General features: G+C 38.2%; 14 protein-coding genes and 1 pseudogene. 14 read left to right on the forward strand and 1 reads right to left on the reverse strand.

Going from position 1 to position 12335, the window contains the following annotated elements:
• Positions 1-1151: 1151 nt before the first annotated feature.
• From DRF58_RS09885 to DRF58_RS09925, 9 genes are all read left to right on the forward strand, one after another.
• Positions 1152-1361: a hypothetical protein gene (locus DRF58_RS09885; RefSeq protein WP_116035079.1), complete on the forward strand. Its 210-nt coding sequence runs from the start codon at positions 1152-1154 to the stop codon at positions 1359-1361.
• A 201-nt stretch (positions 1362-1562) separates the two neighbouring features.
• A complete protein-coding gene (locus DRF58_RS09890) occupies positions 1563-2126 on the forward strand; it encodes a TetR/AcrR family transcriptional regulator (RefSeq protein WP_116035080.1) in 564 nt (187 codons plus the stop codon).
• 1 nt (position 2127) lies between these two features.
• Positions 2128-3000: an alpha/beta hydrolase family protein gene (locus tag DRF58_RS09895; protein ID WP_116035082.1), complete on the forward strand. Its 873-nt coding sequence runs from the start codon at positions 2128-2130 to the stop codon at positions 2998-3000.
• Positions 3001-3004: 4 nt separating this feature from the next.
• Entirely contained in the window at positions 3005-3289 is a 285-nt protein-coding gene (locus tag DRF58_RS09900; RefSeq protein WP_116035084.1) for a hypothetical protein, read from the forward strand.
• Between the two features lie 18 nt (positions 3290-3307).
• Positions 3308-3580, forward strand: coding sequence for a hypothetical protein (locus DRF58_RS09905; RefSeq protein WP_116035085.1), 273 nt, complete (start codon positions 3308-3310; stop codon positions 3578-3580).
• Positions 3581-3666: 86 nt separating this feature from the next.
• Positions 3667-4563: a 3-hydroxyacyl-CoA dehydrogenase gene (locus DRF58_RS09910; protein WP_116035087.1), complete on the forward strand. Its 897-nt coding sequence runs from the start codon at positions 3667-3669 to the stop codon at positions 4561-4563.
• 111 nt (positions 4564-4674) lie between these two features.
• Entirely contained in the window at positions 4675-5103 is a 429-nt protein-coding gene (locus tag DRF58_RS09915; protein WP_123902388.1) for a hypothetical protein, read from the forward strand.
• A gap of 10 nt (positions 5104-5113) precedes the next feature.
• The gene (locus DRF58_RS09920) at positions 5114-5701 is read left to right on the forward strand and encodes an SCO family protein (RefSeq protein ID WP_116035090.1); all 588 of its coding nucleotides are present in this window, start codon (positions 5114-5116) and stop codon (positions 5699-5701) included.
• Between the two features lie 86 nt (positions 5702-5787).
• Positions 5788-6231, forward strand: coding sequence for an acyl-CoA thioesterase (locus DRF58_RS09925; RefSeq protein ID WP_116035092.1), 444 nt, complete (start codon positions 5788-5790; stop codon positions 6229-6231).
• Positions 6232-6296: 65 nt separating this feature from the next.
• Here the strand turns inward: DRF58_RS09925 and DRF58_RS09930 are convergent, their stop codons facing one another.
• Positions 6297-7181: a helix-turn-helix domain-containing protein gene (locus DRF58_RS09930; RefSeq protein ID WP_116035093.1), complete on the reverse strand. Its 885-nt coding sequence runs from the start codon at positions 7179-7181 to the stop codon at positions 6297-6299.
• A 171-nt stretch (positions 7182-7352) separates the two neighbouring features.
• On the opposite strand from DRF58_RS09930, the gene DRF58_RS09935 reads away from it, so the two are divergent.
• From DRF58_RS09935 to DRF58_RS09955, 5 genes and pseudogenes are all read left to right on the forward strand, one after another.
• Positions 7353-8315, forward strand: a complete 963-nt coding sequence (locus DRF58_RS09935) for an NAD(P)H-dependent flavin oxidoreductase (RefSeq protein WP_116035095.1) — start codon at positions 7353-7355, stop codon at positions 8313-8315.
• 140 nt (positions 8316-8455) lie between these two features.
• A complete protein-coding gene (locus DRF58_RS09940) occupies positions 8456-9310 on the forward strand; it encodes an acyl-CoA thioesterase (protein WP_116035097.1) in 855 nt (284 codons plus the stop codon).
• 64 nt (positions 9311-9374) lie between these two features.
• Positions 9375-10958, forward strand: a complete 1584-nt coding sequence (locus DRF58_RS09945; RefSeq protein WP_116035098.1) for an AMP-binding protein — start codon at positions 9375-9377, stop codon at positions 10956-10958.
• A 6-nt stretch (positions 10959-10964) separates the two neighbouring features.
• Positions 10965-11417: a DUF4442 domain-containing protein gene (locus tag DRF58_RS09950; protein WP_116035100.1), complete on the forward strand. Its 453-nt coding sequence runs from the start codon at positions 10965-10967 to the stop codon at positions 11415-11417.
• A 53-nt stretch (positions 11418-11470) separates the two neighbouring features.
• Positions 11471-11731: pseudogene (locus DRF58_RS09955) on the forward strand (YceI family protein); the annotation flags it as partial.
• Between the last annotated feature and the right edge of the window lie 604 nt (positions 11732-12335).

Genomic DNA, 12335 nt, shown 5'->3' on the forward strand with positions numbered 1-12335 from the left:
TATTTTACCCACGTTGGGAAATTACTTGTAGTTGTTTTACGCAGGTTTGAGAATAAGTTGTGTCTGTTTTACCCAGGTAAATTATTTTGTGCTTGTAACAACTAGTCAAGTTGAGGGTTGTCTTAATTACGCACTGTCAGAATTTGGCTGTATTTGATTTATGCATACAATTGAAACAGTTGTAGCTTATTTACACGGTTTCGCATAGAAGCTTGATGATAGGTAAAATTTCATCAATCAGACTATCAAAGAAAATTGTATACAAATCAAAATTTTCTTATTTTAACAACGTTTTCCAAACCGCTACAAAATCAAAATTTATGAAAAACCTTTTTTTTAGTCCTATTATCCATAGGACTTTTCTCTTCCTGTAAAGATGATGACCAAAATCAAAATGTACTACCAGAGGCAACGCAATCCGGCAAAAACACTGCCGGATTGCGTTGATAAACGGTAAAGTTTGGGTAGCTACTGCTAAAAAAATTAGCAGTACTTACTGCGAGAATTTAGGCAATAGGACCAAAATAACTTTAGATTTACGACAGGTAGAGAATTAAGGTAGAAATTTAATAGATATCACCTCAATTATTGAAGATTTAGATTTAAACAATAGCTATGCTGTATCAGAACATCCAGATGTTGGCTACAACTTCGCAGTCTACACAGATAATCACCTGAAAGCTATAGTACTAACTTTACTAGTAACAAAGGCACAATAAAAATAACGAGGGTTGATCTGCAAAGCCAAATCGTTTCCGGAACTTTAGAGTTCAAAGCTGCAGATAATAACGGAAACATTATCAACGTAACGGAGAGACGTTTCGATAAAAATTTCGATTAATAACTAAATTTCAAAAAACAACCTATGAAAACAAAATTATGTTTTTGACAGCATTCATATTGCTGTCAAATTTTTTGCTTGGGCAAGATCAATTTAATCAGCACTTGCAATACAACCCACTGACCCAGCGCTTGAATCTACACTTTTATTGCCATTTTCAGAATTGGACAAAACTAAAATACAGACAGGTTTACTACTTGATGCAGGAGTTGAATTTGCAGATCTCAAGAAATATAACAGAACTCCTACTGATGGTTCGAATTATAAATGATATTTACGGGTCTATAGTAATGAGCTAAATATCTTCTAAATGGTGGCACTCTTAAATCTCCTGCTGATTTTAAAACTGAATGGGTTTCAAGCGCAAACAATTGATTTATTGCCGATAGGAGGAATCTACTTCAAATACAATCAATTTTCAGAAAGCAATCAAATGGCCTTTCAGAATATGACTCTCAACCTGCCGGCTGAGAGATCGAATAATATTCCAGAGGCACTCTACAATAACTCCTCAAAATAAAGTTTTAGATTTTTATGTAAATAATATATGGCAGGATTCCCTATGAGATCAACAAAGTTTTTGCGATGGCACCAATTGCGAATAGTCACAACAAACTACATTTCAATGTTGTTTTTCCTCCTACTTTATTTCTAAGCAATTACATACTTATCATGAAATAATTTTTTTTACTATCTTTACCTATCTATAAGTAGATAGAATATGGAAACTAAGCAATTGATAGTCGGTACTGCAAATAACCTTTTGATAGAAAGAGGTTTTAATGCATTCAGTTATAAAAATATTTCAGAACAAATCGGTATTAAAACCTCTTCCATACACTACCATTTTCCTTCTAAAACGGATTTGGGAATAGCTCTGATCAAAAGCCATCATGAAATTTTAAAAAAAACAATAGAAAAAAACAACGAGAAGACTCCATTGGAAAAACTAAAAAAACTGTTTCTTTATTATGAAAGACTTGCCATTGCACATAAAGTGTGCATTATCGGGGCTTTCACTTCTGATATTAATACACTGGAAGAATCTGTAAGAGGAGAAATATTGACTTTTGCCAATTCCGTGGTCGATTGGGCAAATAGTATTTTGGAGGAAGGTCAAAGACAGAATGTTTTCAAACAGTTATTCAATACCCAGCTAAAGGCCAAGCTGTTAATTGCAAATTTAATGTCGTTGGTACAGTTGGCAAGAATTGAAAAAAACAACCATTCTTTTGAACAGATGATGGAAATGATTTTGGATGATTTGACCATAAAAACTGAATAAGATGAAAAAAGAAAATTTTGAAACCGTTTGTAAAGACGGGATTACGCTCAAAGGAATCTTATTAATTCCCGAAAATCCAAAAGCAGTCGTGCAATTCAATTGTGGAACAGGAACAAAAAAGGAAGTTTATCTTTCTTTCCTAACGTATTTAGCCGACAACGGATATATTTGCTGTCTCTGGGATTATCGCGGAAGCGGGCAATCGTCTTCCGACAATTTACGGCACTGTGATTTTACCTTTTCGGATTATGGAATAAAAGATATGCCAGCCATTAAAACCTTTTTAAATCAAAAATTTCCTGACCTGCCATTTTTCATTGTCGCCCACAGTGCAGGTGGACAGCAGGTTGGGTTAATGGAAAATCTTGACAACGTCAAAGGTGTCATCAATTTTGCCGTCTCTGGAGGATATTATCCCAATATGCCGCTTAAATATAGGATAAGAGCTTATTTTTTCTTTTATATCTTTTCTCCATTGAGCGTTTTGTTTACAGGATATGTGAAGGCAAGACCATTTAAACTAATGGAAAATTTGCCAAAAAAGGTGGTGTATCAATGGCGTGACTGGCTGGAAAAAGAAAACTACTTCTTCGACAAAAAGTTTTATGGAAAAACAGTTCCCATCGGACAATTCAAAAAATATAAATTCCCTATACACACGTATTGGACGATAGACGATACCATCTCCAACGAAAAGAACACCAAAGCCTTTTGGAAGCACGTAAAAAGCGAAAAAGAAATTTCTTTTACTAAATTGGAACCCAAAAAAATGGGTTTAAAGACAATAGACCACTTTGGTTTTTTCAGAAGAATGATGAAGGATAAATTATGGGTTGATGTAGTGAAAATATTGAATAATATGTTAACAAACTGAAATATTGAAAACCACGGAAAAAATAGTGAACGATCAGGAATCAGAACTTCAGACGATAACGGTTTATACGGAAAAAGAGGTTTATGAACATATTCCTGTGGGACATCCCTATCGACCAAAAAAATCAGCTATTCTATTTCTTAAAAAAGGAAAAATTATACTGAAAGAACAGATCAGTGTGGTAGAAATCCATGAAAATTCGGTGGTGCTTATCGATATGAAATCGGTTTATGAGCTATTGGAAATCAGCAAGGATATAGAAATCCGCTTTATTGCCTACAATCGGTAGTTTATCGAAAAAGTATCAATGAAATTAAACCGACTCAATTTATACAACAACCTTAAAAAACAACTGAGCAGAAATTTCCCTCTTAAACCGGAAGAGTTTTCCATTTTGTGGGATAACACAGAACTTCTGAGCCAAACCCTTAAATCACATGATAAAATAGAGTTTTCTCAGGAAATTGGGGTGAATTATTTGTCGATCATCATCTATTTTTTAATGAGTTTTGTGCCTTTCAGCAAAAACGATCAGCAAGGTAAAATGAATCGGTCGCAACAAATTGTTTATGATAAATGAATTCAGGAAATATTTGCATAAGGTAATGGATAAATTACTGGCAATGCAACAACATAAATATTAATTAATAATTAAATCAAAGTATTATGACTATTAAAAATGTAACAGTCGCAGGCAGCGGCGTTTTAGGCTACCAGATCGCTTTTCAGGCGGCCTTTCACGGTTATAAAGTAACCGTTTATGATATTAGTGATGAAGTATTGGAAAAAGCAAAAGCAAAATTTGACTTGCTTAGCGAAGCATTTAAAAAAGATTTGAATGCTACAGATGAACAGTTGGCTTTAACGTTTGGTAATTTAAGTTATTCAAAAGATTTGGGGGAAGCGGTAAAAGATGCCGATTTGCTGATAGAGGCAGTGCCCGAAAACCCACATATAAAAAAAGAATTTTACGAAAAACTTGCAGCGGTGGCTCCTGAAAAAACCATTTTTGCAACCAACACTTCAACCTTGTTACCGAGTGCTCTGGCTCCTTACACAGGTCGTCCGAATAAATTTATTGCACTTCATTTTGCTAATGATATACGGATATATAACACAGCGGAGATAATGGGACATTCAGGCACGGATAAAGCTGTTTTTGACCTGTTGTTCAGCTTTGCCAAATCCATTGGAATGGTCGCATTGCCTATATATAAAGAACAGCCTGCATATATCCTGAACAGTTTGCTTGTTCCCTATTTAGATGCGGCATTAGAGCTGTGGGGTAAAGATGTATCAGATATTCAAACCATTGATAAAACCTGGATGGTAGCTACCGGAGCACCGTTTGGTCCATTTGGATTTATAGATACTATTGGTATCAATACGGCTTACAATATTCGAAAAATGAAAGCTGAAGCTACTCAGGATCCGATAAAAATATTAACTGCTGAGAGACTCAAAGAAGAATTTCTGGATTTGGGTAAGCTTGGTACATCCTCTGGCGAAGGTTTTTATCAATATCCCAATCCGGCGTATAAGGATAAAGACTTTTTAAAATAAAATTTCCTGACTTATATACTGGGCATTATTCTCTCCATTCCAGCGAGAATTAAAATAGAAATGATGTTAAAATAATAGTGAGAATGAATAATCAAAATACCAATCAAAATTATGTTAGACCAAAAAAGTAAATTATTATTGAAACGGGCCAATCTTATTATGATAGCTATGGTCGTAATCCACGATGCCGACCACATCCGTCAGGCTATATGCTGGAATTACACCATCGGGCTGGAAGTCTGGATTGTGAATATCATTGTGTACCTGCCCTCGCTTATTGCACTTTATTTGTTGGGTAAAAAAAGGAGATCAGCCGTCAATGCTACTATGGTGAACGGGCTGCTTGTAGCCTCGGCATTTGCCAAGGTACATTTATGGAAACCGGTAATTCCCGTTTGGGGCGTATGGAACAGAAGCTTTTTTGAATTGGGTGCAGATGCCCTCAGCTGGACCATATTGGTAATGACAATGTTCGTGGGAGTAGGCGTAGCGATGACGGGAGCTTATGTAAAAGGCAGGTTATCGGGTAAAAATAGTTAAAAAATGGGTTATGGATAAGATGCGACCTCAATCTGGATCAGGCACGTGGAAATTCGTTGCCGTATTGATCGGCTTAGTCTTAATGGGCGGTGTGGTATGGAAGTTTTTTGACAGTATTCCTTACGGTGGCAATTTCGCACTCCATTACAAAGATACTAAATGGCAATTTTCCGATGCTCCCAAAAAGATGAACCTCGTCTATTTCGGCTTTACCAAGTGTGGCGATGTATGCCCGGTTAGTATGAGCAAAGCGGGAACTGCATTTCGTCAGCTTAGTCCCGAAGAACGAAAAAATGTCCGGTTGATATTTGTCAGTGTCGATGCGCAGCACGACACTCCGGAAGATGCCGCACGATTTGCAGAAGCCTTCTTCCCTGAATTTATCGGGCTGACGGGAAGTAAAGCTGAAATTGACAGGGCCATCAAAAAATTTCCGGCAGGGTATATTATCGAAAATAAGCCTGAATCTCATTTGGGATATGTGATCACCCACCCCGATAAATTTTTCTTTGTGGATGAAAAAGGGAAGATGATTAATAGTGTAAATGCAACTAACGATGCCGCTGAGCTACTCTCCAAGATAAGAGAATATTTATAATTTTAAAATACCCATTATATTTTTATATAATCTATTTGTTAAATTTGTCTATCTATGTTTAGATAGATGTTAAAATAAAAAAAACAATGAACAACATCAATACTGGCGACTACAAATTTTCTATGCCGCTAAGCATCAGATGGAATGATCTGGATCCGCTTGCACACGTAAACAACGTTTATTATTTTGAATATTTTCAGATCGGACGCGGCCATTATATGCACGCCGTAAGCCAACAGTGGGACTGGCAGAAATACATGTTTGTGATTGCCCACATAGAATGTGATTATTTAAAGGAACTGTCTTTGTCGGCAACAAATCCTACCATCAAAATGCGGACTTCCTCTTTGGGAAATAAAAGTTTTGAAATCGAATACCTGATAACGAGTACCGCTAAAGACGGCTCAGAAATCCTTCACGCCAAAGGCAAAAGTGTTCAGGTGATGATAGACATCGCAGTGAAGAAACCGATTGAACTTCCCGAATGGTTGCGAAAAGATATCAATGCTTATGAGCCCGCATTGGATTAATTCATTAATAAATTTATCTGGAGGGGAGAAGAAATTTTCTGTAAAATTAAAGTATAAGGACGGGCTTACTCGCCCTTAGAAAAACGAAGCGGGTTAATGCCCGCTTTCTTTTTAAAAAAACGGCTGAATTCTTCAATATTATCATAATATAGCAGTGAGGCGACTTCAGATACATTGTATTTTCCGGCTTTTAGCAGGTGCTTTGCCTGCAGCAGCCTCATCTCATCAATGTGTTCTTTGGCTGTACGGCCTGTGGTGTCGAACAACAGTTTACTTAGTTGTGCAATAGAGGTATTGAGCGCATTGGCATAGAACGTCACCTTTCGTTCTTTATAGAAATGTTCCACCAAAAGTTTCTGGAAATCCGAAAGCTTTTTTACCTTACCGATGTGTTTGGTTTCATAAACGGCATCATCCGTGTTGCTAAGCAGTACATTTTCAATCTCATAAAGCAGGATAATGATCTCGCTTCGTATTATTTCCCTTTTGAATGTATGGTGGTGGAGTTCTAAGACTTTTCTGATTCTGTTCAGTTTCGCAACAAAAAGTTCCATCTGAGGCTCTGTCAGTTGCAAATGGGCAAAACCTTTATTACGCAGGATTTGAAAGCGTTCCAAGAAGTAAATATTGTTAAGCGTTTCGGTTAAAAAACTTTTCTGAAACATCACCATCGTACACCTGAAATCTTCAGATACGCTATCTGCTTCCAGCGTGTTATAAGGGCTGAAAGCCCCAAAACTCCCTTTTCCATAATGAATGTCTTCTCCTGAAACCTTCATCTCTACACTGCCGGAGAGGCAAAAAGCAAACTGATATCCATTCATTCTGATAGAAGAATTTCTCAAAAGATTTTTGCTGTGTATTTCTGTAATATAATAGTCGGGGGCTATTCTTTTTTTGCCTTCAGTAATTGTAAATTCAGTATAGGGTGAAATCAAGGAATTGCTCATCGGTTTATTATAATTGAATATTAAAAATAATCAAAAAATACAAAAAAAATGTCAAATTTTAAAATATTATACTTGGTACATTTACATAATACATTTTCAAAATATTCTTCCTGAATGGAGGATTAATTTAAATACCGGTAAAAAATTATTTTAAAAAAAAATTAAAACGTTATGACCATACAAGAATTAAAATCAAGATTGAGTCTACCAGTTGTCGCATCGCCGATGTTCATTGTATCAGGAACCAAATTGGTGATCGAATGCTGTAAAAACGGTATTGTAGGCTCCTTTCCCGCATTGAATGGCAGAACAAGCGAAGCATTCGAAGAGATGCTCCGGGAAGTGACATCAGAATTGGAAAAGTTCGAACAGGAAACCGGCATAAAACCCGCACCCTTTGGTGTAAACATCATCGTGAACAAAACCAACCCCCGTGTGATGCCCGATTTGGAATTATGCGTAAAATACAAAGTTCCACTGGTCATTACATCCCTTGGAGCGGTAAAAGAACTGGTGGATGCAGTACACGGCTACGGCGGACTCGTTTTTCATGACATTATCAAAAAACGCCATGCCGAGAAAGCGGCAGAAGCAGGTGTTGACGGGTTGATCTGTGTTGCAGTGGGTGCAGGAGGGCACGCCGGAACCGCAAATCCCTTCGCACTGGTAGCAGAGATCAAAAGTTTCTTCAAAGGTGCCATTTTATTAGCCGGAAGTTTGGATACCGGAAGCGACATCCTTGCCGCACAAACGATAGGAGCGGACTTTGCCTATATGGGTACCCGGTTTATAGCCACGCAGGAATGTCTCGCACAGGGGGAGTACAAACAGATGGTAGTGGAATCCGGGATTGACGACATCATATACACCGATGGCGTTTCCGGTGTACATGCTAATTTTCTGAAGAAAAGCATCCTCAAAGCCAATATTAACATTGATGAAAAAAAAGAAGAAGATTTCTCCAAAATGACGGGAGAACACAGCAAGGCGTGGAAAGACATTTGGTCTGCAGGACACGGAAGCACCAATATCAAAGATGTCCCTACCGTTGCTGAATTGGTAGGAAGTCTAAAGCAAGATTATAAAGCTGCTTTGGATAAAAACCTTGAGAGAAGGGAGAATCTAAAATTCTAGAAAGGAAACCCATGGCCGAATGCAAAATTTCTAAGATCAGCAGTTTGCCAACGTATTGCAGCATATTCTTTCGGGCAAAGCACAGAAATTCATTTTAAAGGAAAAATTTGTTCCACACAAGAAATAAACAGACTTGAATAATGCAGACAACAAGAGAATTGCTTGATTTAATACAGTTGGAACAGATGAGCGATAAAGTATTCTTGGGTAAAAATGGCTATATGGGCAGTCCCAACATCTTTGGCGGACAGCTGGTAGCACAGGCACTGAATGCCGCCATCCGTAGTGTTTCACCCGAACGTATCTGTCATTCGCTTCACGCCTATTTTATCTTGCCGGGCAACCTGAAATTACCGGTAATTTATGAAGTAGAGCATATAAAGGAAGGTGGCAGCTTTACCGTATGCGATATAGTGGCGAAACAAGACAATACCTCCATTTTTGTTATGACGGCATCATTTCATAAACAGGAAGAAGGGTATGAGCATCAGGTCGACATGCCCGAAGTTCCGGAGCCCGAAATGCTCACAAAGTGGTTGGATATTCCTTTGCTGGAAGATGCAGAGAAACTGAAAAAAATTAAGAATTTCATTAATGCCGAAAGGCCGGTTGAGATGCGGACTTGCTTTCAACCCGATTATTCCCGCTCCGAAATCAATAACCACAATCCTGTATGGTTCAGATTCAGGGAATTTCCGCAACAATTGGAGTGGATTGCAGTACAGCAGCTGATAGCCTATGCTTCAGACTATAATATTTTAGGAACGGCTCTCCGCACCCACGGGGATCGTGCAAGCTATGCCAACACCCATGTAGCCAGTTTAGACCATTCCATATGGTTTCATCATACATCGGATATTGGCGACTGGCTGCTGTTTGACCTGGTATCTCCGGTAGCGGCCAGTGTAAGAGGTTTTGCAACGGGACGCATTTTCAACCGTTCGGGAAAGCTCGTGGCAAGTGTTGCTCAGGAAGGTCTACTACGGCCGGTTTAAAATAATTGATTAGACTTTAATCTAACAAAAAATACTATTTTTAAAATCATTAATACATAACATTATGCTGAATTTAAATACGTTTCTGAATTATAATGCCAGAAATTATCCTCACAAACAAGCTTTTATACAAGGAGATAATTCAATGACCTTTGAAGAACTTGAGAGCAGTGTAAATAAGGTGGCAAACGGTTTGACTTCAATGGGAATTCTGCCGGGCGATAAAATTGCCCTGAGCTGCCCAAATCTCTTCTATTTCCCGATTATTTACTACGCAATACTTAAAACCGGAGCCGCCATCGTACCACTCAGTATTCTTCTAAGGCCAAACGAAATCGCACTTCAACTCACCCATTCCGAGAGCAAGGCGTTTTTCTGTTTTGAAGATACTCCCGGACTCCCGATGGGAACTTGGGGTTTTGAAGGCTTCTCTCAGGCTGAGTCCTGCAAACATTTTATCACGATTCCCACCGGCTCTTCAGCCACCCAACCGTTTGAAAACAGCATCAGTTATTTTCATCTCATCCAAGGGCAGTCCGATGTATACGAATGCTATCCTACGCTGGAAACCGATACCGCCGTTATCCTATACACCTCCGGCACAACCGGGGATCCGAAAGGCGTGGAGATCAGCCATTCTGCGATTGTTTGGAATGCACAGGCCGCATTTAATACGTTCAGGGGTACACAAAACGACATTCTCCTTACTGCCTTACCGTTGTTTCACAGTTTTGGACAGGGTTGTAATATGAATTGCAGTATCATCGGAGGAATGACCAATATACTGATGTTGAAATTCGATCCGGTAGCGGCATTGAAAGAAATGCATAAACATAAAGTAACTATACTCACGGCGGTGCCCACCATGTATTGGCAGCTGGTGCAGTCCGGCAAAACGGAAGAAACCAAAGCCCTGTTACCCGAAATTCGGCAAAATCTCCGGTTATGTGGTGGCGGTGCCGCAAAAGTTCCCCCACAGATCAGCAAAGATTTTTATGAAATGTTCGGCATGAAAATTTACGAAGGAATGGGGATTTCTGAAAGCTCAGGAATCGTATCCCTCTGCAGTGTTGATAAAGAGCCTGTATTGGGTTCTATCGGCGTACCGATACAGGGAACCGAGTTTAAAATCATCAAAGAAGACGGCTCTGATACAGAGGTGAATGAAATAGGGGAGCTTTGTTTCAGAGGGGTTTCCGCCATGAAAGGATATTATAAAAATCCGGAAGCCACGCAGGAAGTAATGCTCGCAAACGGATGGATAAGATCAGGAGATGTAGGCTATGTGGATGAAACAGGAAATTATTTTTTGGTGGACAGGATCAAAGACCTCATCATCAGGGGTGGAAGAAATATTTACCCGAAAGAAGTAGAAGAAGTAATTATGACGCATCCTGCTATTTCTATGGTTGCCGTTATCGGTATTCCCGATGATAAATACGGAGAGGAAGTAAAGGCGTATGCCGTACTGAAACAGGGCATAGCAGTTACGGAAGCAGAATTGATGCAATGGACAAAAGAAAATATAGCAGGTTACAAATATCCGAGGTATATCCAATTGGTAGAAACCCTTCCAATGACTGCCTCCGGAAAAATATCCAAAAAAGATTTGAAAACACTTCACAAAGACACCGTCAACAATAATTAAATTAATATGAATAAAGAAACCTTCAAACAGTTGTTAACTACCCAAATTCCTATTGCCTGGATCGCCGGCGTACGGCTGGAAAGTGCCGCCGAAAACGAAATCAAAACCTATGTAGAACTGGATTTTCTAAACCAAAATCCTTTTAAAAGCATGTTTTGGGCAGTGGAGGGAATGGCAGCAGAATTTGCTGGCGGTATGATGTTGCTGGAAAAAATCCGGAAATCCGGAAAAAATATTTCTACACTGGTAACCAAAAATGAAGCAGTATTTACCAAAAAAGCAGTAGGTAAAATTGTATTTACCTGCGGACAGGGCGAAGAAATAGACCAAGCCATAAGAGAAGCGGTGAAAACAAACGAAGGGATAACGATAAAGCTTACCAGCTTAGGGACGGACGAAGCCGGGGAACAGGTGGCGCAGTTTGATTTTACCTGGAGTATAAAACTTCGAAATGGATAAAGCCCTGTTTCAATAGGAGGTGATTATTTAAAGGAGCTGTCTTTGTCGGCAACAAATCCTACCATCAAAATGCGGACAGTCACGGTAATTATTCGCTTGAAGCTGATGTGACGATTAAAAATATCACCAAAACGATATCGATGGATCTTTTTTACCATGGTAAAGCTGAAAATCCTATGTCTCAAAAGACAACCGCCGGATTTAGTCTTTCAGGAAGCGTTAATCGTAAAGATTTTAGCATTGGACCAGAAATTCCTAATTTACTGCTAAGTGAAATGGTGGCGATCCAGTTCAATGGCGAATTTATAGTATAATAAATAAGTTGTCCGACATCATTTATATTGTACCACGGCAGTGATTTGCTATTTAAACAATAAGCAAGCTATAAAGACTTGCTTATTGTTAAGTATGATAGGATCAATTAAAATTGAGTAGCTTTTTACCACTAAATTTTAAATATTGAGACGAAATAAAAGCATTATCATGAGAAAACTATACAATGAAATAATAGAAAAGCTTGATAGTAAGATACAAGACTGCACAGTTGAGCATAATGACTCAATTTTATTTATTGAAGTAGTAATTGAATTAATCTTAAAAGCGCTATCAGAGATAAAAGATGTAGTATTAAAAATAGGTTTTAACAATCTCAAAGTCGAAAAAAGGTTCCTATACGATCCATATTTGTGAACTTAATAGAAAAGTACATGAATATGGAATGGATTTAAATCCTCTAACACAATCTGAATTATTTGATATTTTTCATAATATAATGAAGTCAGATGATGTTTTACAACAATCTAAATCTATGAATAAATTAAGAGAACATTTTATTAAAGCTGGATAAGTAATTTGGATCATAAGAATTAATTATCTGGGGAAATGATTTGATGATCTTTCGGGCTCACTAGAAACTGT

Source organism: Epilithonimonas hispanica, assembly GCF_003385395.1.
In the GTDB taxonomy this organism is placed as follows: Bacteria; Bacteroidota; Bacteroidia; order Flavobacteriales; family Weeksellaceae; genus Epilithonimonas; species Epilithonimonas hispanica.